Annotated in this window: 24 protein-coding genes; 17 read left to right on the forward strand and 7 right to left on the reverse strand. The window is 70.0% G+C overall.

Going from position 1 to position 20,856, the window contains the following annotated elements; translation table 11 throughout:
• Nucleotides 1-68: 68 nt before the first annotated feature.
• The 5 genes from fdxA (at nt 69) to B7K23_RS07515 (ending at nt 4,089) form a co-directional block, all read left to right on the forward strand.
• Entirely contained in the window at nt 69-386 is a 318-nt protein-coding gene (fdxA, locus tag B7K23_RS07495; protein WP_062203417.1) for a ferredoxin, read from the forward strand.
• Between the two features lie 9 nt (nt 387-395).
• Complete coding sequence (gene dapC, locus B7K23_RS07500) at nt 396-1,511, forward strand: succinyldiaminopimelate transaminase (protein ID WP_084125719.1); 1,116 nt, start codon at nt 396-398, stop codon at nt 1,509-1,511.
• A gap of 84 nt (nt 1,512-1,595) precedes the next feature.
• Nucleotides 1,596-2,891, forward strand: coding sequence for a citrate synthase (locus tag B7K23_RS07505; protein WP_084125720.1), 1,296 nt, complete (start codon nt 1,596-1,598; stop codon nt 2,889-2,891).
• Between the two features lie 162 nt (nt 2,892-3,053).
• Entirely contained in the window at nt 3,054-3,335 is a 282-nt protein-coding gene (locus B7K23_RS07510) for a 2TM domain-containing protein (protein ID WP_084125721.1), read from the forward strand.
• A 277-nt stretch (nt 3,336-3,612) separates the two neighbouring features.
• Nucleotides 3,613-4,089 carry a MarR family winged helix-turn-helix transcriptional regulator gene (locus B7K23_RS07515; RefSeq protein ID WP_159451354.1) on the forward strand — a complete coding sequence of 159 codons (477 nt, stop codon included), beginning with the start codon at nt 3,613-3,615 and terminating at the stop codon, nt 4,087-4,089.
• 13 nt (nt 4,090-4,102) lie between these two features.
• Here B7K23_RS07515 and B7K23_RS07520 read toward each other — a convergent pair whose 3' ends face one another.
• On the reverse strand, nt 4,103-4,999 hold the full coding sequence (locus tag B7K23_RS07520) for a hypothetical protein (protein ID WP_084125723.1): 897 nt from the start codon (nt 4,997-4,999) through the stop codon (nt 4,103-4,105).
• Complete coding sequence (gene dapD / locus B7K23_RS07525) at nt 4,999-5,946, reverse strand: 2,3,4,5-tetrahydropyridine-2,6-dicarboxylate N-succinyltransferase (RefSeq protein WP_084125724.1); 948 nt, start codon at nt 5,944-5,946, stop codon at nt 4,999-5,001. The genes B7K23_RS07520 and dapD overlap by 1 nt, the downstream gene beginning before the upstream one ends.
• A gap of 44 nt (nt 5,947-5,990) precedes the next feature.
• Here dapD and B7K23_RS07530 point away from each other — a divergent pair, with 44 nt between their 5' ends.
• The 4 genes from B7K23_RS07530 (at nt 5,991) to B7K23_RS07545 (ending at nt 8,678) form a co-directional block, all read left to right on the forward strand.
• Entirely contained in the window at nt 5,991-6,422 is a 432-nt protein-coding gene (locus B7K23_RS07530) for a hypothetical protein (RefSeq protein WP_084125725.1), read from the forward strand.
• A 34-nt stretch (nt 6,423-6,456) separates the two neighbouring features.
• Nucleotides 6,457-7,548, forward strand: coding sequence for a succinyl-diaminopimelate desuccinylase (gene dapE / locus B7K23_RS07535; protein ID WP_084125726.1), 1,092 nt, complete (start codon nt 6,457-6,459; stop codon nt 7,546-7,548).
• Between the two features lie 95 nt (nt 7,549-7,643).
• The gene (locus B7K23_RS07540) at nt 7,644-8,375 is read left to right on the forward strand and encodes a TIGR00730 family Rossman fold protein (RefSeq protein ID WP_084125727.1); all 732 of its coding nucleotides are present in this window, start codon (nt 7,644-7,646) and stop codon (nt 8,373-8,375) included.
• A gap of 135 nt (nt 8,376-8,510) precedes the next feature.
• Entirely contained in the window at nt 8,511-8,678 is a 168-nt protein-coding gene (locus B7K23_RS07545; protein WP_083979979.1) for a DUF3117 domain-containing protein, read from the forward strand.
• A 40-nt stretch (nt 8,679-8,718) separates the two neighbouring features.
• Here B7K23_RS07545 and B7K23_RS07550 read toward each other — a convergent pair whose 3' ends face one another.
• Nucleotides 8,719-9,360 (reverse strand): O-methyltransferase, encoded by a 642-nt coding sequence (locus B7K23_RS07550; RefSeq protein WP_084125728.1) that lies wholly within the window; start codon nt 9,358-9,360, stop codon nt 8,719-8,721.
• Nucleotides 9,361-9,506: 146 nt separating this feature from the next.
• On the opposite strand from B7K23_RS07550, the gene sigE reads away from it, so the two are divergent.
• The 7 genes from sigE (at nt 9,507) to B7K23_RS07585 (ending at nt 16,228) form a co-directional block, all read left to right on the forward strand.
• Nucleotides 9,507-10,097 (forward strand): RNA polymerase sigma factor SigE, encoded by a 591-nt coding sequence (gene sigE / locus B7K23_RS07555; RefSeq protein ID WP_234996442.1) that lies wholly within the window; start codon nt 9,507-9,509, stop codon nt 10,095-10,097.
• Entirely contained in the window at nt 10,094-10,945 is an 852-nt protein-coding gene (locus tag B7K23_RS07560; protein WP_084125730.1) for an anti-sigma factor, read from the forward strand. The genes sigE and B7K23_RS07560 overlap by 4 nt, the downstream gene beginning before the upstream one ends.
• A gap of 17 nt (nt 10,946-10,962) precedes the next feature.
• Nucleotides 10,963-12,771: a S1C family serine protease gene (locus B7K23_RS07565; protein ID WP_084125731.1), complete on the forward strand. Its 1,809-nt coding sequence runs from the start codon at nt 10,963-10,965 to the stop codon at nt 12,769-12,771.
• A 66-nt stretch (nt 12,772-12,837) separates the two neighbouring features.
• Entirely contained in the window at nt 12,838-13,182 is a 345-nt protein-coding gene (locus tag B7K23_RS07570; protein ID WP_084125732.1) for a twin-arginine translocase TatA/TatE family subunit, read from the forward strand.
• A 104-nt stretch (nt 13,183-13,286) separates the two neighbouring features.
• A complete protein-coding gene (trpS, locus tag B7K23_RS07575) occupies nt 13,287-14,297 on the forward strand; it encodes a tryptophan--tRNA ligase (protein WP_084125733.1) in 1,011 nt (336 codons plus the stop codon).
• Between the two features lie 30 nt (nt 14,298-14,327).
• Complete coding sequence (locus B7K23_RS07580; RefSeq protein ID WP_084125734.1) at nt 14,328-15,410, forward strand: YihY/virulence factor BrkB family protein; 1,083 nt, start codon at nt 14,328-14,330, stop codon at nt 15,408-15,410.
• A 92-nt stretch (nt 15,411-15,502) separates the two neighbouring features.
• A complete protein-coding gene (locus tag B7K23_RS07585) occupies nt 15,503-16,228 on the forward strand; it encodes a hypothetical protein (RefSeq protein ID WP_143338147.1) in 726 nt (241 codons plus the stop codon).
• An 82-nt stretch (nt 16,229-16,310) separates the two neighbouring features.
• Here B7K23_RS07585 and B7K23_RS07590 read toward each other — a convergent pair whose 3' ends face one another.
• The 4 genes from B7K23_RS07590 to sdhC are packed head-to-tail and all read right to left on the reverse strand — an operon-like array spanning nt 16,311 to nt 19,693.
• Nucleotides 16,311-17,078, reverse strand: a complete 768-nt coding sequence (locus B7K23_RS07590; protein ID WP_084125736.1) for a succinate dehydrogenase iron-sulfur subunit — start codon at nt 17,076-17,078, stop codon at nt 16,311-16,313.
• 13 nt (nt 17,079-17,091) lie between these two features.
• Complete coding sequence (gene sdhA, locus B7K23_RS07595; RefSeq protein ID WP_084125737.1) at nt 17,092-18,861, reverse strand: succinate dehydrogenase flavoprotein subunit; 1,770 nt, start codon at nt 18,859-18,861, stop codon at nt 17,092-17,094.
• Complete coding sequence (locus B7K23_RS07600) at nt 18,858-19,316, reverse strand: succinate dehydrogenase (protein ID WP_143338148.1); 459 nt, start codon at nt 19,314-19,316, stop codon at nt 18,858-18,860. Before B7K23_RS07600 ends, sdhA begins: the two co-directional genes overlap by 4 nt.
• Nucleotides 19,313-19,693: a succinate dehydrogenase, cytochrome b556 subunit gene (gene sdhC / locus B7K23_RS07605; RefSeq protein WP_084125739.1), complete on the reverse strand. Its 381-nt coding sequence runs from the start codon at nt 19,691-19,693 to the stop codon at nt 19,313-19,315. The genes B7K23_RS07600 and sdhC overlap by 4 nt, the downstream gene beginning before the upstream one ends.
• A 48-nt stretch (nt 19,694-19,741) precedes the next feature.
• Here sdhC and B7K23_RS07610 point away from each other — a divergent pair, with 48 nt between their 5' ends.
• The gene (locus tag B7K23_RS07610) at nt 19,742-20,830 is read left to right on the forward strand and encodes a mannose-1-phosphate guanylyltransferase (protein ID WP_084125740.1); all 1,089 of its coding nucleotides are present in this window, start codon (nt 19,742-19,744) and stop codon (nt 20,828-20,830) included.
• Nucleotides 20,831-20,856: the final 26 nt, after the last annotated feature.

The following is a 20,856-nucleotide window of genomic DNA, read 5'->3' on the forward strand; positions in this document are numbered from 1 at the left end:
GCGCTTTCTTCCCGCCCTTCCGGCGGTATGATGCGAGAGTTCAGTAGACCCTTGGGAGGGAGTCCACAGTGACGTATGTCATCGCTTTGCCCTGTGTCGACGTCAAGGACCGGGCGTGCGTCGACGAGTGTCCGGTGGACTGCATCTACGAGGGCGAGCGCAGCCTCTACATCCACCCGGACGAGTGCGTCGACTGCGGCGCGTGCGAGCCGGTGTGCCCGGTCGAGGCGATCTACTACGAGGACGATCTGCCGGACAAGTGGTCGGACTTCTACAAGGCCAACGTGGAGTTCTTCTCCGAGATCGGGTCGCCCGGCGGAGCCGCGAAGATGGGCGTGATCGAGCACGATCACGACGTCATCAAGGCCTTCCCCCCGCAGGCCTGACGCGCGCCCGTGGCGCTGCACCCGTCCGCGCTGCCGGACTTTCCGTGGGACTCGCTCGTCCCCTTCCGCGAGAGGGCGGCGGCGCACCCTGACGGGGTCGTCGACCTCTCGGTCGGCACCCCCGTCGATCCGACGCCCCAGGTGGTCCGCGATGCGCTGATCGCCGCAGCGGACGCGCCGGGCTACCCCCAGACCTACGGCACCGCGCCGCTGCGCGAGACCGTCGCCGCCTGGTACTCGAGGCGCCGCGGCGTGCCTGACCTGGACCCCGCCGGCGTGCTGCCGACGATCGGCTCCAAGGAGATGGTCGCGCTCCTGCCCGCGCTGCTCGGGATCGGTGAGGGCCACACGGTCGTCCACCCGGCGGCGGCCTATCCCACCTACGACGTCGGGGCGCGCCTCGCGGGCGCGACCCCGCGGGCCGGTGACGACGTCGACACCTGGGCCGGAGATCGCTCGGTGCGCCTGGTGTGGGTCAACTCGCCGTCGAACCCGACGGGCGGCGTGCTGTCGCGCGAGGAGCTGAGGCGCATCGTCGAGGCCGCCCGCGAGATCGGCGCCGTCGTCGCCTCCGATGAGTGCTACGCGGAGCTCCCGTGGGACGAGCCGTGGGTTCGCGAGGGCGTGCCGTCGATCCTCGACCCTGCAGTCGCCGGAGGCAGCCATGAGGGGTTGCTGTCGGTGTACTCGCTTTCGAAGCAGTCGAACCTCGCGGGCTACCGTGCCGCATTCGTCGCGGGCGACCCGGTGCTTGTGAAGCGTCTGCTCGAGGTGCGCAAGCACGCGGGCTTCCTCATGCCTGCTCCGGTCCAGGCCGCCATGGCCGCCGCTCTCGCGGACGATGCGCACGTCGCAGCGCAGCGCGAGGTCTACCGCGCCCGTCGTGACGCCCTGAAGCCCGCGCTCGAGCAGTTCGGCTTCCGGGTCGAGGGCTCGCACGCGGGCCTCTATCTGTGGTCTACCCGGGACGAGGACTGCTGGGCTACGCTGGGCGAACTGGCGGACCGGGGCATCATCGTGGCCCCGGGGGAGTTCTACGGCGAGGCCGCCCGTCGGCACGTGCGGATCGCTCTCACCGCCACGGACGAGAGAATCGGCGAGGCAGTGCGCCGACTGGCAAACTAACGGTAAACTCACCGCCAAGAAGCCATCCGGGGCAGTGCCGCCCCACCCACCCAAGGCGCTCGCGCGTCGTCTGGAAGGAGTCCCATGGTCCACGCTGAGAATGCACAGCTGACGGTTGACGGAGTCGCCCGAGACCTGGAGATCGAGCGTGCCAGCGTGGGCAACGACGGATTCGCGATCCCCACCCTGCTCAAGGACACGGGGCTCGTCACGGTCGACCCGGGCTTCATGAATACGGCATCGTGCTCGAGCGACATCACGTACATCGACGGTGACGCGGGCATCCTGCGCTACCGCGGCTACCCGATCGAGCAGCTCGCCGAGCAGTCGACGTTCCTCGAGGTCGCGCACCTCCTGATCCACGGCGAGCTCCCCAACCGGGACCAGCTCGCGTCGCTCAACAACCGTGTGTCCCGCCACATGCACCTGCACGAGGGCATGAAGGCGTTCCTCAACGCGTTCCCGCGTGACGCGCACCCCATGGCGGTGCTCTCGGGCGCCCTGAGCGCGCTCAGCACCTTCTACCCCGAGTCCGTGGGCCGCGGCGACTACGAGACCGAGCTTGCGACGGTCCAGCTCCTCGCGAAGACCGCGACGGTCGTGTCGTACCTCCAGCGCCGCGGACGCGGCGGCGAGCTCATCGAGCCGAAGCGCGGCGGCCACTACGTGGACGAGTTCCTGCGCATCGCGTTCTCGGATGGCTCCGGCGAGGTCGACATCGACCCCGAGGTCCGCCGCGCGGTCGACCTGCTGCTGATCCTGCACGCCGACCATGAGCAGAACTGCTCGACGTCGACCGTCCGCATCGTCGGCTCGTCGCAGGCCAACATCTACGCCTCCGTCGCGGCCGGCGTGACGGCGCTCTCGGGCCCGCTGCACGGTGGCGCCAACGAGGCGGCGCTGCGCATGTTCGACCAGATCAAGGAGAGCGGCGACACGGTCGAGCAGTTCGTCGCGAAGGTCAAGGACAAGGCCGAGGGTGCGCGCCTCATGGGCTTCGGCCACCGCGTCTACAAGTCCTACGACCCGCGCGGCGCGGTCGTGAAGGGCGTCGCCGACAGTGTGCTCGAGAAGCTCGGCGGCGACAACGAGACCTTCGAGATGGCCAAGCGCCTCGAGGAGATCGCGCTCAGCGACGAGTACTTCATCGAGCGCAAGCTCTACCCGAACGTCGACTTCTACACGGGTCTGCTGTACTCGGCGATCGGCTTCCCGCACACGATGTTCACCCCGCTGTTCGCGCTGGGCCGCATGCCTGGCTGGATCGCGCATTACCGCGAGATGATGAACGACCCGCGCACCAAGATCGGCCGTCCGCGCCAGATCTACACCGGCGAGGTCAACCGCGACTACGTGCTCATGGAGGACCGCGAGCTCTAGCCCGCCGGCGCCTTCCCAGCCCGCCGGCGCCTTCCCAGCCTCGCCCTCCCATCCCGGCCCTCTCCGCCAGTCGGTGCCTTCCCATCCTGGCCCTCCCCGCCCGCGCCATCGCCGTCCAGCGGCGATACCGTGGAAGCAGGAGAACTGCGAGGGGAGAGCGCCATGGACGACGACGGACTGCGGCGCGAGGCGAAGCGGCGCGTGGAGGCCCGCAACGGCTTCTACTGGTACCTGGTCGTGTGCGTGGTGGTGTGGGGCATCCTCACGCTCGTGTGGTGGATGAACGGCGGCGGCTATTTCTGGCCGGTGTGGGCCATGCTTGGCATGGGTATCGCGCTGATCTTCGTGGCGGCCAACGCGTTCCTGCCCGGCGCGGGCCAGGTGACCGAGGACCGGATCGAGCGCGAGTACCTCAAGATGAAGCGCAAGGCCGAGGGCCAGTAGGCCTCAGTTCCCCACTGGTTCCACGCGGAGGCATGCGCGCCGAACCAGGATTCGGCGCGGGGGACTCCCCGGAGAGCATCGTGGGGTCTGAGTGTGGTGCGGGCGTCGTGCGCGGGTGCAGGCGCCAAGGATCGCGGCGACACCGGTGACGCCCCTACGGAAGCGCAGGACGTCCTCACGCGATTCGCGCCGCGCTGCGGCCGGAGACATGGTCGATGGGGACGGGCTGGGATCGATGTCCGCTGCGATTCACCAAAGATGTATGTACGGTACATATATGGGTGGGACGGATCTTGATGACTATCTCCGCGCGCGCCTCGAAGGGATCGACCTAGCCCTCATGCAGCTGCGGAGGTTCGTATCCGGCTCGGCGGTTGACGTCGAGGTCGGACGCTTCGAGATGTCGACCGTGCTCGTCATCGACGCTGTGAGTCGTCAGGGCGGGCGGGCCACCGTGGGCGCCGTCGCTTCGGAGCTGCGGGTTGCGCCCACCACTGCCACCCGGTTCGTCGACCGCGCTCAGGGCGCGGGCTTGGTGACACGCGCGACGAGCCTCGAGGACGGCAGGCGAGTCGAGGTGCTGCTCACCGACGCCGGGCGCGAGCTTGACGCTCAGGCGCTCGACTTCCGCGTCGCGAGGCTCGCACGCGTCTTGGTCGACTGGGATCCCTCTCGGATCGCGCGTCTTGCCGCCGACCTGGAGGCGTTCGCGGAGGCCGCCGACGCAGACGATCGAGAGGGACCACGGAACTGACTCCGAACGCGGGTCAGCCCTCCGACGCGGTCGCCTCCGCCTCGGTCCTGAGGGCGACCTCGACCGCGTCGCCGAGCGAGTCGTCGCCCGTCGTCGTCGTGCCCTGGTCGATGCTCCACGAGCTGTCCGACGTCGTCACCGCGGTCGCTCCGGTGGTGCTCGCGGTCGCGACGGCCCACGCCGCGACCTGGTCGCGGGTCACCTCCGAGCCGTCCCTCGCGGTGATCCGCACGGACGTCGAGGCGCCCATGCCCGTGACCGCGACGTCGTAGACGCCTCCGCCGAAGTCGGCCGAGAGTCGTGCGGCAAAGTCGGCGGCCGTCGAGGGGTCGGGCGTGGAGATGTCGCACGAGACGGCGTCCGGTCCGCCGTAGCCGCGCAGCGCGGTGGCCCACAGCCGCGCCTCGGGCTCGTGATCGGCGTAGGCCTCGGGGAAGCCGCTGCGCTGGACGGCCTGCGCGGCGTCGGTGATCTCCATCTGGTCCCAGTCCGAGACCTTCACGAGCGCGGCGTAGAAGGCATCGGCCGCGTAGCGGACGTCGAGCACCTCCTCCTCGGTGCCCCAGCCCTGCGAGGGGCGCTGCTGGAACAGGCCGAGCGAGTCGCGGTCCCCGTACTCGATGTTGCGCAGACCCGACTCCTGGACGGCCGTCGCAAGCGCGATCGTCACCGCGCGGGCGCGCAGGCCCGCGGGCACCGAGCGCGCCGCGATGATCGCCGCGTTGTCGGCCTGCTCGGCCGTCAGCGTGTGGCTCTCGCCGTCGAACGTGACCGTGCACCGCTGGGTGGACAGGCGGTCACCGTGCCGCTCCCACAGCTCGGGACCCCACACGACGCCCGCGACCGCGACGGCGACGAAGACCAGGAACGCGAGCGCCCTCGCCCCTCTCCGACGCGGGCGCTCTGCCATCAGTTGGCGTGCAGCGCGGAGTTGAGCTCGATGCCCTTGCCCTCGCGCGCGACGGCCTCGATGGCGCCGGTCACGGAGTTGCGCCAGAACATGATGCCGTCCTGGCCGGAGAGCTCGCGGGCCTTCACGACCACGGGGTTGCCGTCGTCGTCGGTGCGGCCCTTGAGCGTGACCTTGGTGCCCGCGGTGACGTAGAGGCCCGCCTCGATCACGCAGTCCTCGCCGAGCGCGATGCCCAGGCCCGAGTTCGCGCCGAGCAGCGAGCGCGCGCCGACGGACACGACCTCCTTGCCTCCGCCCGACAGCGTGCCCATGATCGACGCGCCGCCGCCCACGTCGGCGCCGTCGTGGATCACGACGCCCTGAGAGATGCGGCCCTCGACCATGCTCACGCCGAGCGTGCCGGCGTTGAAGTTGCAGAAGCCCTCGTGCATGACGGTCGTGCCCTCGGCGAGGTGGGCGCCGAGGCGCACGCGGTCGGCGTCGGCGATGCGGACGCCCGACGGCACGACGTAGTCGACCATGCGCGGGAACTTGTCGACCCCGAACACGGTGAGGTGCCTGCCCGCGGCGCGCATGCGCGTGCGCACGGCCTCGAAGCCCTCGACCGCGCACGGACCCTCGGAGGTCCACACGACGTTTGTGAGCGTGCCGAACAGGCCGTCCAGGTTGAGCCCGTTCGGCTGGATCAGCCGGTGGGACAGGAGGTGAAGGCGCAGGTAGGCGTCCGACACGTCGGCCGGGGCCGCATCGATGTCGATCTCCTTGAACACGACCTCGACATTCACCGCGCGCAGGTCGTCGGTGCGCTCGGCCGCAGTCAGCTCCGCGGGCGCGCTGTGCCCGTCGGGGGCGGCCGCGAGGACGGGGGCGGGGTACCAGGTGTCGAGCACCGTGCCGGAGGCGTCGATGGTGGCGAGTCCGTATGCGTAGGCCATGCGAGTCATGCGTCCCAGCGTAGTTGAGCACGCGACGTGGTTAGGCTCGCCCCATGGAGGCAGAGGGGCCGGCGCGCGACGGCGACGAGGACGCCGCGACCGCGCCCGCCCGCGGCGGCGATGCCGCGCGTGAGAGTGATGACGAGGCGCCCGGCTGGGAGCCCGCGACGCTTCCCCGCCGAGATGCGGAGTGGGAGCCGGAGTTCTGGCCGAGGGACCGCGTCGAGCTCGAGGCGGAGAGCGCGGTCTTCGTGACTCCGCGCTCCGGTCGCCGACGACTCGTCGCTCTCGTGGTCACGGCGCTCGCGATCGCGTGGCTGCTCGACGCGATCATCGACGGCGTCCGCTACGTCGGAGAGGTCGGCGATGCGCCGGAGCGGGTCCTGGGCGTCATGATCGTCCTCCCGCTCGGCTTCCGCCTGCTGATCGGAGGACTGGCGACATGGCTGGTGTGGCGCTGGGCGCATCGTCCTGTCGCCCGGTGACGGGAGCGTCAGGCGGCGCGGCTAGGGTGGCCGTATGACGCTGGACCTCACCGCACCCGTCGAGGCGCTCGCCAAGGCGCTCGTCGACATCCCGTCCGTCTCGGGCGACGAGCTCGCGATCGCCGACGATGTGGAGACCGCGCTGCGCGCGTGCGCCCACCTCGAGGTCACCCGGCTCGGCAACAACATCGTCGCCAGGACGATGCTGGGCCGCGCCGAGCGCGTGGTCGTCGCCGGGCACCTGGACACGGTCCCGATCAAGGACAACGTCCCCGGGCGCTGGGACGACGACGGGGGGACGCTGTGGGGTCGCGGCACCGTGGACATGAAGTCCGGGGTCGCGGTGCAGCTCTCGCTGGCGGCCTCTCTCACCGAGCCGACGCGCGACGTCACGTGGGTGTTCTACGACCAGGAGGAGGTCGAGGAGACCCGCAACGGGCTCGGCCACGTGTCGCGTGAGCGTCCCGACCTGCTGCAGGGGGACTTCGCGGTGCTCGGCGAGCCGACCAGCGCGACCATCGAGGGGGGCTGCAACGGCACCATCCGGGTCGACGTGGTGCTGCCCGGCGTCGCCGCGCACAGCGCCCGCTCGTGGAAGGGCGTCAATGCGATCCATGCTGCGGCGCCCGTGCTGACCGCGCTCGCGGCCTACGAGGCGCAGACGGTCGAGGTCGACGGGCTGTCGTACCGCGAGGGCCTCAACGCCGTCGGCGTGAGCGGAGGCATCGCCGGCAACGTGGTGCCCGACGAGTGCACCGTCACGATCAACTACCGCTTCGCTCCCGACAAGAGCGCCGACCAGGCGATCGCGCACGTGTCCGACGTCGTCGCGGCCTCGGGAGCGGGTGAGCACCGCATCGTCGTGACCGACCGGGCCGAGGGCTGCAGGCCGGGCCTCGACGTGCCGCTCGCGCAGTCCTTCGTCGACGCAGTCGTGGCGACGGGCGTCGAGCCGCCTCGCGCGAAGCTCGGCTGGACGGATGTGTCGCGCTTCGGCGCGCTCGGCGTCCCCGCGGTCAACTACGGCCCGGGCGACCCCGAGCTCGCGCACGCCGACCAGGAGCGCTGCCCCGTGAGCCAGATCCGCGACGTCCGCGCGGGGCTGGAGGCCTGGCTCACGTCCTGACCCACGGGTGCGGGCCGCATCGTCCGCGTCCCAGAACCGCCCCTGTCCACCGCATCGTCCTGATCCAAGGAAGCCGTCCACCCCGGGAGGTCACCATGACCGAGTACCGCAAGGGTCCCGTGCTGCTGCGCGGGCGCAACGTCCCCACCACGAGCACGTCCGGGCGGCTGCTCGGCGAGCAGGACAGCCCGAGCTGGCTGCACGACGATCCATGGCGCGTGCTGCGCATCCAGTCGGAGTTCGTCGAGGGCTTCGGCGCGCTCGCGGAGCTCGGGCCCGCGATCACGGTGTTCGGCTCGTCTCGCTCGCAGGTCGACGCCGAGGACTACGGGCACGCGGTCACGGTCGGACGCCTCCTCGCCGAGCGCGGCTACGCGACCATCACGGGCGGCGGCCCGGGAATCATGGAGGCCGCGAACAAGGGCGCCCACGAGGCCGGGGGAGTGTCCGTGGGGCTCGGCATCGAGCTGCCGCACGAGCAGGGCATGAACTCCTACGTGAACCTCGGGATCAACTTCCGCTACTTCTTCGCGCGCAAGACGATGTTCGTGAAGTACGCGCAGGGCTTCATCGCGCTGCCGGGCGGCTTCGGGACCATGGACGAGCTGTTCGAGGCGCTGACGCTCGTGCAGACCGGCACGATCGACAGGTTCCCGATCGCGCTCGTCGGCAAGGAGTACTGGGGCGGGCTGGTCGACTGGCTGCACGGCACGATGGTCGCCGACGGGAAGATCGCGCCGGGCGACATGGACCTGATCCGCGTGACCGACGACCCGGAGGACGCGGTCGACCACGTGACGACCGAGCTCAAGGTCGCGGTCGACTGATCCGTCGGCGGGGTCTCTCCGACGCAGCTTGGGCGTGCGCGTCGGCGAGGGATTTGGGGCGCGTCTGCCCAAACACGTAGAATGACACGAGCGTTGCGCGCCGCGCGACCGCAAGGACCCAAGGAGTGGCAGACGATGGCCGCAATGAAGCCTCGTACCGGTGACGGCCCCATGGAGGTCGTGAAGGAAGGCCGCAGCTACGTGCTGCGCATGCCTCTCGAGGGTGGCGGCCGCCTGGTCGTGGAGATCAACGCCGACGAGGTCAAGGAGCTCGGCGACGCGCTTCAGTCAGCGCTCCAGTAGTCTCCTCGACCCGCGTCGCGCGGGTCGACTCCGACCCGCCTCAGGCCGCGTCGGAGTCCTTCAGCGCCACCAGCAGGCCATCGCCTGCGGTGAGCAGCACCGGCGTCAGCGCCTCGTTCTCGCGCACGGCCTTGAGGGTGACGCGGATCGCCGTGGTCTCCTCGTCTCGCTGGGCGGGATCGGCGACCCTGCCGTGCCACAGCGCGTTGTCGATCGCGAGCACCCCGCCGACCCGCAGGAGCCGCAGCGAATGCTCGAGATACATGGGGTACTCGGCCTTCGCCGCGTCGATCAGCACCATGTCGTAGCCGCCGTCGGTGAGGCGGGGCAGCACCTCGAGCGCGCGACCCGTGATCATCCGTGCCCGCTCGGGAGCGAAGCCGGCTGCGACGATCGCCCTGCGCGCCGCCTTGTGATGCTCCGACTCGACGTCGATCGTGGTCAGCACGCCCGTGGGCGTCATGCCGCGCAGCAGATGGATGGCCGCCACGCCCGCTCCCGTGCCGATCTCGACGACCGAGCGCGCGCCCAGGGTGCGCGCGAGCACCTGCAGCGTCCGGCCGACGGCGGGCAGCACGGGCACGCATCCGAGCTCCTCGGCCGCGTCGCGCGCCGCGAGCAGCGCGCGGTCCTCGGCCAGGAAGTCCTCGGCATAGGCCCAGTTGGCAGCCTCGTTGGTCATGGCACCTCCCCTTACCTGGGCATCGTATCGGGCGCGGTCCCTCAGAGTTGCCGCAGATCGGCGCCCATCGGCGCGATGCGCGGCGAGGGGCGTGGGAACATGAAATGGCAGCAAGGCGTTGGAACGAAGCAGAAGGAGGCGAGGCGATGACCACGGCCACCACCCCAGCCTCGGTCGAGGCTGCTCCGGCGCTGCCGGAGGAGCTCACCTGGGAGCGCATCGTCGAGGAGCACTCGGGACGGGTCTACCGTCTCGCGTACCACCTCACGGGAAACCAGCACGATGCGGAGGACCTCACGCAGGACGTGTTCGTCCGCGTGTTCAACTCGCTGTCGCAGTACAAGCCCGGCACGTTCGAGGGCTGGCTGCACCGCATCACCACGAACCTCTTCCTCGACCGCATGCGCCGCAAGAAGCGCATCCGCTTCGACTTCATGGCGGACGACGACGCGGCCGTCTCGACCTCCGAGAGCTTCGACCGTCACGAGCGCTCGGGGCAGCCCGAGGACGCGTTCGACATGGCGAACCTCGGTGACGACATCGTTGCCGCGCTCGCCGACCTTCAGCCCGAGTACCGCGCCGCGGTCGTGCTGTCCGACATCGAGGGCCTCTCCTACGAGGAGATCGCCGCGACGCTCGGCATCAAGATGGGCACGGTCCGCTCGCGCCTGTCGCGTGCCAGGGCGAAGCTGCGCGAGTCCCTCGCGCACCGGGCGCCCGCGCGGAGCGACGGATGACAGGAAAGCACCTCGGGCGGTCCGTGCACGACCTCCTCGACGGTCGCCTCGATGCGAAGGCGACCGCGGAGGCGATGGCCCACCTCGCCTCGTGCGAGGAGTGCAACGGCCGCTACGGGGAGCTGAGGGACGCGCGCGAGCGCCTCACGAGCTCGCCCGCCGGCATCGACATGTCGTTCGCGAAGCAGCTGCTCGACCGCGACCGCATGGCCGAGATCGCCGCGCAGGAGGACCCTCACCACGTCAAGGCGGTCCGCCCGCCGGACCACCGTCCGCGCCTGCTCACGCTCGGCGCGCTCGTCGCGGTGGTCGGAGGCGTCGGCGCCGCGTACGTCGCAGGCGCGCCCGAGACCTACTCCGCGGAGGTCGCGTCGACCGGCACGACCGACTCCTCGGGGACCGCGGTGGCCTCCTACGCCTCCGCCGACCTCAGCAGCCCGGACGAGCTCCACGGCTGGTCGAACCCCTTCGACTCGGACTCGGACCTCAAGGCGATCGGGGGCACGGTGATGTCGCTCTCGGACGGCTCCGAGGGCCTCATCATGACGCTCGCCGCCGGGTCCGACACGGTCGTCGTGACCGAGCGCCGCGCGCGGCTCGGTGCGGGCTTCTCCGACCTGCCGACGATCACGACTGACAGCCTCACCCTGTACCTGGTCCACGGATCGTCCACCACGGTCGTGTGGGAGAACGGCGACTTCGTCATCACCGCCTCGTGCGAGGGATGCGACACCACGACGCTGGTGAACGTCGCCGGGGCGTTCCCGCTGGACGACGAGCCAGGGCTCGTCGACCGCCTCTCCTCCGGACTTGTTGAAATCGCCGATGCGTTCATCGGCACCGACTGAAAGAGCCAGCACTCCCCATGAACGACTCCCAGAAGCCTGAGGACGGCGCGCCCTCGCAGGACCCGCAGCCCACCTCGCCGTTCGCCGCGCCGTCGCCTTTCGGCGCCCCGTCCGCCGGCACCCCGTCCTCCGATGCCCCTTCCTCGGGGACGGCGGACGAGCAGCCTCAGTCCGTGCCCGGCCACGAGCAGGCTGAGGTGACCGAGACGCTGCCCGCCACCGCGGATGCGACCGAGACCCTTCCCGCGACGCCCGACGCCACGGAGACTCTCCCCGCGACGCCCGGCACGCCCGCGGACGCCACGGCGGAGCTGCCCCCGACGGCGGACACGACGGCTGAGCTTCCCCCGACGGCGGACTCCACCTCGGAGCTCGCCCCCGCCGAGGCCGCGGCGACCTCCTCGCAGGAGCCGACCCGGGTCGCCCCCACGGGGCCGTACGCCGCCACCGCGTACGCGGCGCCCGGCGCCGTCGCGGCCGCTCCCGCCGGATCCGGCGCGTACACCCCGCCGGGATCGACGACCGCCGAGACCTTCGCCGCCACCCCGCAGCAGTACGCGCCGCCCGCCAAGACGCAGACCGTCACCGGCAGGGTGCGCAGGGGCACCGTCGCCGCGATCGCCATCGGCGCGCTCGTGCTCGGAGGGGTCGCCGGGTTCGGCGGCGCGGCCCTCTACGGCGCGACGCTCGGCGCAGACGACGACTCGAGCACGGCGAGCACCTCGAGCACGCTGCCCGAGTCCTCCTCCGACGACGACTCGGGCACGACGGCCACGAGCTCGTCCTCGGCCGACATCGACGTGGTGTCGATCGCCGCGACAGTCACCGAGTCCGTGGTCGTGATCGAGGTCGTCGAGAACGGCTCCGTCGCGTCCGAGGGCTCGGGCTTCTTCATCCGCGAGGACGGCTACATCCTCACCAACGCGCACGTCGTCGCCGACTCCGGCGGCACGGTCAACGTGGTCCAGGCGGACGGCAGCGAGACCGAGGGCACCGTCGTCGGCTCGTCCGAGGAGTACGACCTCGCCGTGGTCCACATCGACGAGACGGGCCACACCCCGCTCGTGCTCGCCGACTCCGACGAGGTCGTCGTCGGCGAGAGCGTCGTCGCGATCGGCTCCCCGCTCGGCCTCGAGTCCACGGTCACGACCGGCATCGTCTCGGCGCTGCACCGTCCCGTGACCACCTCCGAGTCGAGCACCACGGCGTTCGTCGACGCGATCCAGACCGACGCGGCCATCAACCCCGGCAACTCCGGTGGCCCGCTGCTCAACGCCGACGGCGAGGTGATCGGCATCAACAGCGCGATCGCCACGCTGTCCACCTCGACGGACAGCTCGGGCTCGATCGGCCTGGGCTTCGCCATCACGTCGAACCAGGCGCGACGCACCGCCGAGGAGCTCATCGAGACCGGCGTGGCCACGTACCCGGTCATCGGCGTGCAGCTCGACAGCACCTACACCGGCGAGGGCGTCCAGGTCGCCGATATCGACGGCGGCGTCGTCTCCGGCAGCCCGGCAGACGAGGCGGGCATCGAGCCCGGCGACATCATCACCGCGATCGACGGTCGACCCGTCACCGCCTCCGACGAGCTCATCGTCGCGATCCGCGCCAAGGCGCCCGGCGACGACGTCGTCCTCACGATCCAGTCGGGCGACTCCGAGGAGGACGTCACGGTGACGCTGTCCTCGAACGAGGACGTGGTCTTCAGCGACGACAGCGAGGAGTCCGAGTCAGACAGCTCCGACGACGGCTTCGGCGACGACTCCGGCTCCGACGAGGGCTTCCAGCTCCCCGACGAGCTCCCCGAGCTGCCGGGCCGCTGATCAGGTTCCAGTCCCTGCGCGGGCCGGGTGCTTCCCGGCCCGCGCAAGGCACGGCACAATAGACCCGTGTTCGACATCAACGGCAGCGAGCTGCTGATCATCATCGTCCTTGCGATGATCGTGATCGGCCCCCAGCGCCTGCCCGAGTACGCCCAGCAGCTGCGCGGCCTCGTGCGCCGGGGCCGCGACATGATTCGCGAGGGCAAGCAGACGCTGACCGCCGAGGCGCCCGACGTCGACTGGAAGCAGTACGACCCGCGCCAGTACGACCCGCGGCGCATCGTCAAGGAGGCCCTCGCCGAGGAGCCGCCGCTGCCCGTCGAGGAGACCCGGCCCGGCGTGCCGCGCAAGCGTCACCCGCTCGCCGTCAAGCGCGACGCCGTCGCCCCGTACGACCCCGAGTCGACCTAGCGTCTTCTCTCGGTCCGGCGGCAACCGCCGGATCGCCGCCCATGGACGCGAGGGCGAGCGCCGCATCGTCGCTCGGCACTCCGAGGCTTTGACAGAATGGCTGCATGAAGCAGCGCGTGTTCTCGGCCATGCAGCCGACCTCCGACTCCCTCCAGCTCGGCAACTACCTCGGCGCCCTGGTGCAGTGGGTCAAGCTCCAGGAGACGCACGAGGCGATCTACTCGGTCGTGGACCTGCACGCGCTGACCGTCGCGCCCGACCCCGCCGTGCTGCGCGACCGCACGCGCCGCACCGCGGCTCAGTTCCTCGCCGCGGGCGTGGACCCTGAGCGCTCGCTGCTGTTCGTCCAGTCGCACGTGCCTCAGCACGCCGAGCTCGCGTGGGTCCTGTCGACGTTCACCGGCATGGGCGAGGCCGGCCGCATGACGCAGTTCAAGGACAAGTCGGCGAAGGTGGGGGAGTCCGGCACGAACGTCGGCCTGTTCACCTACCCGGTGCTGATGGCCGCGGACATCCTACTGTACGACACGAACGTCGTGCCGGTCGGCGAGGACCAGCGCCAGCACCTCGAGCTCTCGCGCGACCTCGCGCAGCGCCTCAACACGCGCCTGGGCGAGGGCACCGTCACGGTCCCCGAGCCGCACATCGTCAAGGAGGTCGCCAAGATCCAGGACCTCCAGGAGCCGACCAAGAAGATGTCGAAGTCGGCGTCGAGCCCCAAGGGCCTCATCGAGATCCTCGAGGACCCCAAGAAGATCGCCAAGAACATCAAGTCCGCGACCACGGACACCGACACCGTGATCCGCTACGACGACGAGAACAAGCCGGGCGTGTCCAACCTCATGCGCATCTACTCGGCGTTCACCGGCAAGACCATCGCGGAGCTCGAGGCGGAGTACGAGGGCAAGATGTACGGCCACCTCAAGGTGGACCTCGCCGAGGTGGTCGTCGAGGCGCTCACGCCCGTCCACGACTCGGCCATGGAATGGATCGAGTCCCCCGAGCGGTTGGACAAGGTGCTGGCAGACGGTGCGGCCAAGGCCTCTCATATCGCGCAGAACACCCTGGACCGCATCTACGATCGAGTGGGACTGCTGCCCGCGCTGCATCGCTGATCCGACCGCCGCCACCAAGGGGGAACCGCCATGGCCGACGAGGCCGACACCAGCACGCTCTCCCTGAAGAAGGACGAGGTCGTCGCGCAGGCGAAGGATGCGGCCCAGCGCGGCAAGCGCCTCAAGGAGTGGTGGGAGCGGACGTCGTGGGCCAAGGGGCTCAAGCGCTTCTCGCTCCAGAACGGCAACGTGCTCTCGGCCGGCATCGCGTACTTCTCGCTCGCGTCGGTGGCCGCGGGCCTCGTGGTCGCGACCACGCTCGCCACGCTCTTCCTCGCCGGCAACGAGGACCTGCGCGACTCGCTCGTCGAGTTCCTGGGCAACGCAGTCCCCGGCCTCATCGAGACCGATGACACCGCGGGGATCATCCAGCCCGACGACCTCGGCTCGGGCAGCGCGACGTCCGTCGCGGGCATCGTCGGTGTGATCTCGTTCTTCGTCCTCATCAACACCGCGACGCGGTTCATCAAGGGGATGCGCACGAGCATCAGGACGATGCTGGGGGAGGAGTACTCCTCGCCCGTCCTGGGCAAGCTTCGTGACGTGGGCGCGCTCGTCGGGCTCGTGCTGATCGCGCTCATCGGCCTGGCGATCCAGGTGGTCGCGACGAGCGCGGCGGAGTGGTTCGCGGACGTGATCGACGTCGCGATGCCGTGGTGGGGTGTGCGGCTGATCGGTTTCGGCGCCGGCATCGTCGCCGACATGCTCTACGTCGCGCTCGCCCTCATGGTTCTCGGTGGCGCCCGCTGGTCGATGCGGCTCGTGTGGATCATCCTGGTCGCCGCGTTCGCGATCGGGGTGCTCCGCATCGGTGTGAGCTACGTCGTGAGCGGCTCGACCGAGAGTCCCGTGCTCGCGCCCTTCGCGGCGATCATCACCCTCATGGTCTTCGTCGACTACGTGAACCGCATCATCCTCATGTGCGCCGCGTGGCTCGGCGCGCATCACGTCGCCCCCGAGGTGGGGCAGGTCCACTACTCGGACGTGCCGGACGACGACGCGCACGTCGACTACGTCACCGGTCGCCGCGGTCGCCACACGAAGGTGACGACGGCGCGCGCGACCGTGCGGCGCAAGCCGGGGCAGGCCCCGATCCGCGAGTCGCACGTCTGACCGGTCCCTGCCCTTGCGTGCTTCCGCGAGTGCGGGCGCGCTCGTGCGTCGGTGCTGCTGAGCGGGCGAGCCGCGGCGCGGCGTGGATCCTCATGGGAATCGCTACACTCGGTGTTACCAGGCGGCTCGGGGAGCCGACCGTGCGTGACCAGGGGGATGCTGTGATCGACTCGTTGAGGACCGCGCCGAAGCTGCTGCTGGCAGTGCCGGTCGTCGCGGCCATCGTGCTGGGCTTCGCCATCTGGGCGGCCGCCCCGCACGTCGAGACCTACGACTACGTCGCCTCGTTCGAGGACTCGGGCCAGGAGCTGGTGGGCGACGTGTGCGTGCACTGGACGGTGTCGGGGGAGCTGGTCGGAGAGGCCAGCGGCTACGACGACGGCAGCCAGTGGGCGGCGGGCTTCTCGGACACGGGCGAGGTCGACGCCGACGTCGTGTCGCCCAAGCTCGCGCTCGAGTTCACCGACGGCTGCGGCGGTGCTCCGGTCGTCATCGACGCGGCCGACGCGCGCTGGGGCTTCGAGCCCAGCTGCTCGGCGGCCGACGCGCTGGGCGCTGAGGTGCCCGCGACCGAGAGCATGCCGACGTGCGCCCTGGAGCTGTCCTTCGGCTTCGAGGACGGCGCCGCGGTCACCGACGGTCCGCAGGCGACGTCGTCCTTCACCGCCGCGAACACGGACCAGGTCGTGGAGCTCGACGACGTCCTGCCGATCGGGGACAGCGGGTTCGTCTGCCTCGACGCCGTCGCCGCGCTCACCCTCTACGACGGCGACACCTCCGAGTCGGCCACCCTGTCGATGGAGACCTGCGCGATCTAGGGGTCGGCCGACGCGGGCTCGCCCGCGAGGGAAGCGAAAGGGCCGGGACGACGCGCGTCCCGGCCCTCTCGCACAGCAGTGGCTAGATCTCGCCCGTGTTGAGAGCCTTCTTGACCTCGGAGATCGCCTTCGTCACCTCGATGCCGCGCGGGCAGGCCTCGGTGCAGTTGAACGCGGTGCGGCACTTCCACACCCCGGCCTTGTCGTTGAGGACCTCGAGGCGGTCCCACTGGCCCTCGTCGCGCGAGTCGAAGATGAAGCGGTGCGCGCCGACGATCGCCTGCGGGCCGAAGAACTGCCCGTCGGTCCAGAACACCGGGCACGCCGACGTGCACGCGGCGCACATGATGCACTTCGTGGTGTCGTCGTAGCGCTCGCGCTCGGCGGGGGTCTGCAGCCGCTCGCGCTCGGGGGCCGGCCCGTCGGTCATGAGGAACGGCATGATCTCGCGGTACGACGCGAAGAACGGCTCCATGTCGACGATGAGGTCCTTCTCCACCGGCAGGCCCTTGATCGGCTCGATCAGGATGGGCTTCGCAGGGTTGAGGTCCTTGAGCAGCGTCTTGCATGCGAGGCGGTTGCGCGCGTTGATGCGCATCGCGTCGGAGCCGCACACGCCGTGCGCGCAGGACCGCCGGAAGGCGAGCGAGCCGTCCTGGTCCCACTTGACCATGTGGAGCGCATCGAGCACGCGATCGGTCGCGTGCGCCTTGACGCGGAACTCCTCCCAGTACTCCTCGCCCGCAGCGTGCTCCGAGGTGCCCTCGGGGTTCATGCGGCGGATGCGGAGCGTGACCTCGAAGGAAGGGACCTCGCCCGCGGGCGTCGTGGCGTCGGCAGTGGCAGTCATGTGAACCTCCCTCTCAGTACTTGCGTTCCATCGGCTGGTACCGCGTCACCACGACCGGCTTGTAGTCGAGCCGGAGCCCGTCGTCCTCGCCGTAGACCATGGTGTGCTGCATGAAGTTCTCGTCGTCCCTGGTGGGGTAGTCCTCGCGGTAGTGGCCGCCGCGGGACTCCTTGCGATTGAGGGCGCCGAGCACGACGACCGCGGACAGCTCGAGCAGGAAGCCGAGCTCCATCGCCTCGAGCAGATCGGTGTTGTACCGCTTGCCTCGGTCGTGGATCGCGATGCTCGCGTAACGCTCGCGCAGTCTCGCGATGTCCTCCTGCGCCGTGGTGAGCGACGTCTCGTCGCGGAACACCTGGGCGTTCCTGTCCATCGTCTCCTGGAGCTCCTTGCGCAGCGCCGCGATCGATTCCGAGCCGCTTGTGCCGACTGTCGAGCGCAGGCGCTCGACAGTCTCGATCAGCGGCGTGGCCGCCGACTCGTCGAGCGGCGCGGCCTCGTCCGTGGCGAGCGCGTGCTCCGCGGCGGCGATGCCCGCGCGGCGACCGAACACGTTGAGGTCGAGCAGCGAGTTGGTGCCGAGGCGGTTGGCGCCGTGAACGGACACGCATGCGCACTCGCCGGCCGCGTAGAGGCCGTTCACCTTGCTCGTGTTGTTGCGCAGCACCTCGCCGTGGACCGTCGTGGGGATGCCGCCCATCGCGTAGTGCGCGGTGGGGTACACAGGCACGGGCTCGGTGTAGGGCTCGACGCCCAGGTATGTGCGCGCGAACTCCGTGATGTCGGGAAGCTTGGCGTCGATGTGCGCGGGCTCGAGGTGAGTGAGGTCCAGGAGCACATAGTCCTTGTGCGGACCGCAGCCGCGGCCCTCGCGCACCTCGTTGGCCATCGCGCGCGCCACCATGTCGCGCGGCGCGAGGTCCTTGATCGTGGGCGCGTAGCGCTCCATGAAGCGCTCGCCCTCGCTGTTGCGCAGGATGCCGCCCTCGCCTCGTGCGGCCTCCGACAGCAGGATGCCGAGACCGGCCAGGCCCGTCGGGTGGAACTGGAAGAACTCCATGTCCTCGAGCGGAAGCCCCGCGTTGAACGCGATCGCCATGCCGTCGCCCGTGAGGGTGTGGGCGTTCGACGTCGTCTTGAAGACCTTGCCGGCGCCACCCGTGGCGAACAGCACCGACTTCGCGCGGAACGTGTGGACCTCGCCCGTCGCGAGCTCGTAGGCGACGACCCCGGCGACCGAGACCGTCTCATCGTCCGGGGTGGACTGCGGGTCCTTGTCCAGGACCAGCTCGAGGACGTAGAACTCGTTGAAGAACTCGACCTCTTGCTTGATGCACTGCTGGTACAGCGTCTGGAGGATCATGTGGCCCGTGCGGTCGGCCGAGTAGCAGGCGCGACGCACCGCGGCCTCGCCGTGGTTGCGAGTGTGGCCGCCGAAGCGGCGCTGGTCCACGTGACCGTCCTCGGTCCGGTTGAACGGCAGGCCCATGTTCTCGAGGTCGAGCACCGCCTGGGGCGCCTCGGTGCACAGGATCTCGGCCGCGTCCTGGTCGACCAGGTAGTCGCCGCCCTTGATCGTGTCGAACGTGTGCCACTCGGCGTTGTCGTCCTCGACGTTGCTCAGCGCGGCGGCGATGCCGCCCTGCGCCGCACCCGTGTGGGAGCGCGTGGGGTAGAGCTTCGAGATCACGGCGGTGCGCGCCCGCTGCGAGCTCTCGAGGGCCGCGCGCATGCCGGCACCACCGGCGCCGACGATGACGACGTCGTACTCGTGAAGGGTCATTGAAGAACATCCTCGCAGAAGCTGGGGAGCAGGGACATGTCGGCGTCGACGGGGCACGGGTCGAAGGTGAAGATCACCAGCGCGCCGAGGACGATGACGACCGTCACCGCGACGCCCAGCGCGCCCATGAGCACCGAATGCCAGGTCTTATTGTGAGCGTAGTCGTTGATCAGCAGGCGCATCCCGTTGCCGCCGTGCAGCATCGCGAGCAGCAGCATGAGCAGGTCCCACACCTGCCACACGGGCGAGGCCCACTTGCCTGCGACGAACGCGAAGTCGATCTGGCTGACGCCGTCCCCGGTCATGAGGTTGACGAAGAGATGCGTGAAGATCAGCACCATCAGGAAGGCGCCCGATCCGCGCATGAACATCCACGACCAGCGCTCGGCCTTGCGGCGCGTGCGACCCGACCGGATGCGGGGCTTGGGGTCGATCAGCTCGGGGGCAGCCATCATGCACCTCCGAACACGTGCATGAGGTGGCGCGGCAGGAAGCCCGCCATGAGGATCACGAAGATGATCCATACGCCCCATGCCAGCTTCTTCTGGTGGCGCAGCGCCCACGTCGAGTAGTCCACGGCGATGATCCTCAGCCCGTTGAACGCGTGGATCAGGATCGCCGCGACCAGGCCGGCCTCCACGAGCCCATAGATCGGGGTCTTGTAGGTGCCGATCACCTCGTTGTAGGCCTCAGGCGAGACGCGCACGAGGGCCGTGTCGAGGACATGGATGAGCAGGAAGAAGAAGATCGCGACGCCAGTCGACCTGTGGATGAGCCACATCCACATGCCTTCATGGCCGCGATAGAGCGTTGGTGCGGGGGACACGGGCATCCCTTCATCGTTGACGGGTGAACCATTCGTCATCCTAGTCTTGGGTCTGTGACCGATACGACTGCTCGACACGCGCTTCCGTCCGATCTCGTCGCCGTCGTCCCCGCAGGGGGCGTGGGCTCACGGCTGTGGCCCCTCTCGCAGCCCACCCGACCGAAGTTCCTGCTGGACCTGCTCGGCACGGGCAGCACCCTCATCCAGGACACGGTGACGCGCCTGTCGGCGCTCACCGACGAGGTCTACATCGTGACCGGCGCGCGCCACGCCGACGCGGTGGCCGCCCAGGTGCCGCAGGTGCCCGCCGATCATCTGATTTCCGAGCCGAGCCCGCGCGACTCGATGGCGGCGATCGCGCTCGCGGCGGCGATCATCGAGCAGCGCCGCGGCCCGTCGATCATGGGCTCGTTCGCCGCGGATCATGTCATCACGGAGACCGAGGCCTTCGCGACCGCCGTGACGACCGCGGTCGAGGCCGCGCGCACGGGCAAGATCGTGACGATCGGCATCCAGCCGACCGAGCCCTCGAGCGCCTTCGGCTACATCAAGCAGGGGCCGGGACTGGACGGCGTCGATGGCGCGATGGAGGTTGCGGAGTTCACCGAGAAGCCCGACCCCGAGACCGCCGCGCAGATGCTTGCCGACGGCGGATACGTGTGGAACGCCGGAATGTTCGTGGTCGGCACCGACGTGCTGCTGGGGCACCTCGAGCGCCTGCAGCCCGCGATCCACGACGGCGTGCGCCGCATCGCCGCCGCATGGGACACCCCGGAGCGGGACGCGACGCTCGACGAGCTGTGGCCGACGCTGACCAAGATCGCGATCGACAACGCGATCGCCGAGCCCGTCGCGCTCGAGGGCGGCGTCGCCGTGGTGCCCGCCTCGCTCGGGTGGCACGACATCGGCGACTTCGACTCGCTCGCGGGCATGCTCACCCCGGACTCCGAGGGCCTCATCAAGGTCGACCGCAAGGAGCCGGTCAAGCTCGTGGACGCGCCTGGCGCGCTCGTCATGGGGGGCACCAAGCCCGTCGCGATCGTGGGGGTGAAGGACGCGGTGGTCGTCATCACCGACGAGGCGCTGCTGATCACGACCCGCCCCCAGGCGCAGGCGGTCAAGCACGCGTCCGCGGGACTCTAGGGTCCGCCGCGCTCGCCTCGTGTCAG

The sequence above is a fragment of the Demequina sp. NBRC 110054 genome (assembly GCF_002090115.1).
Lineage (GTDB): Bacteria > Actinomycetota > Actinomycetes > Actinomycetales > Demequinaceae > Demequina.

Coding starts and splice junctions, on each gene's coding strand:
- B7K23_RS07505 (WP_084125720.1), top strand. CDS start 1,596: ATGGTCCACGCTGAGAATGCACAGCTGACGGTTGACGGAGTCGCCCGA.
- B7K23_RS07510 (WP_084125721.1), top strand. CDS start 3,054: ATGGACGACGACGGACTGCGGCGCGAGGCGAAGCGGCGCGTGGAGGCC.
- B7K23_RS07515 (WP_159451354.1), top strand. CDS start 3,613: ATGGGTGGGACGGATCTTGATGACTATCTCCGCGCGCGCCTCGAAGGG.
- B7K23_RS07520 (WP_084125723.1), bottom strand. CDS start 4,999: ATGGCAGAGCGCCCGCGTCGGAGAGGGGCGAGGGCGCTCGCGTTCCTG.
- dapD (WP_084125724.1), bottom strand. CDS start 5,946: ATGACTCGCATGGCCTACGCATACGGACTCGCCACCATCGACGCCTCC.
- B7K23_RS07530 (WP_084125725.1), top strand. CDS start 5,991: ATGGAGGCAGAGGGGCCGGCGCGCGACGGCGACGAGGACGCCGCGACC.
- dapE (WP_084125726.1), top strand. CDS start 6,457: ATGACGCTGGACCTCACCGCACCCGTCGAGGCGCTCGCCAAGGCGCTC.
- B7K23_RS07540 (WP_084125727.1), top strand. CDS start 7,644: ATGACCGAGTACCGCAAGGGTCCCGTGCTGCTGCGCGGGCGCAACGTC.
- B7K23_RS07545 (WP_083979979.1), top strand. CDS start 8,511: ATGGCCGCAATGAAGCCTCGTACCGGTGACGGCCCCATGGAGGTCGTG.
- B7K23_RS07550 (WP_084125728.1), bottom strand. CDS start 9,360: ATGACCAACGAGGCTGCCAACTGGGCCTATGCCGAGGACTTCCTGGCC.
- sigE (WP_234996442.1), top strand. CDS start 9,507: ATGACCACGGCCACCACCCCAGCCTCGGTCGAGGCTGCTCCGGCGCTG.
- B7K23_RS07560 (WP_084125730.1), top strand. CDS start 10,094: ATGACAGGAAAGCACCTCGGGCGGTCCGTGCACGACCTCCTCGACGGT.
- B7K23_RS07565 (WP_084125731.1), top strand. CDS start 10,963: ATGAACGACTCCCAGAAGCCTGAGGACGGCGCGCCCTCGCAGGACCCG.
- trpS (WP_084125733.1), top strand. CDS start 13,287: ATGAAGCAGCGCGTGTTCTCGGCCATGCAGCCGACCTCCGACTCCCTC.
- B7K23_RS07580 (WP_084125734.1), top strand. CDS start 14,328: ATGGCCGACGAGGCCGACACCAGCACGCTCTCCCTGAAGAAGGACGAG.
- B7K23_RS07585 (WP_143338147.1), top strand. CDS start 15,503: ATGGGAATCGCTACACTCGGTGTTACCAGGCGGCTCGGGGAGCCGACC.
- B7K23_RS07590 (WP_084125736.1), bottom strand. CDS start 17,078: ATGACTGCCACTGCCGACGCCACGACGCCCGCGGGCGAGGTCCCTTCC.
- sdhA (WP_084125737.1), bottom strand. CDS start 18,861: ATGACCCTTCACGAGTACGACGTCGTCATCGTCGGCGCCGGTGGTGCC.
- B7K23_RS07600 (WP_143338148.1), bottom strand. CDS start 19,316: ATGATGGCTGCCCCCGAGCTGATCGACCCCAAGCCCCGCATCCGGTCG.
- sdhC (WP_084125739.1), bottom strand. CDS start 19,693: ATGCCCGTGTCCCCCGCACCAACGCTCTATCGCGGCCATGAAGGCATG.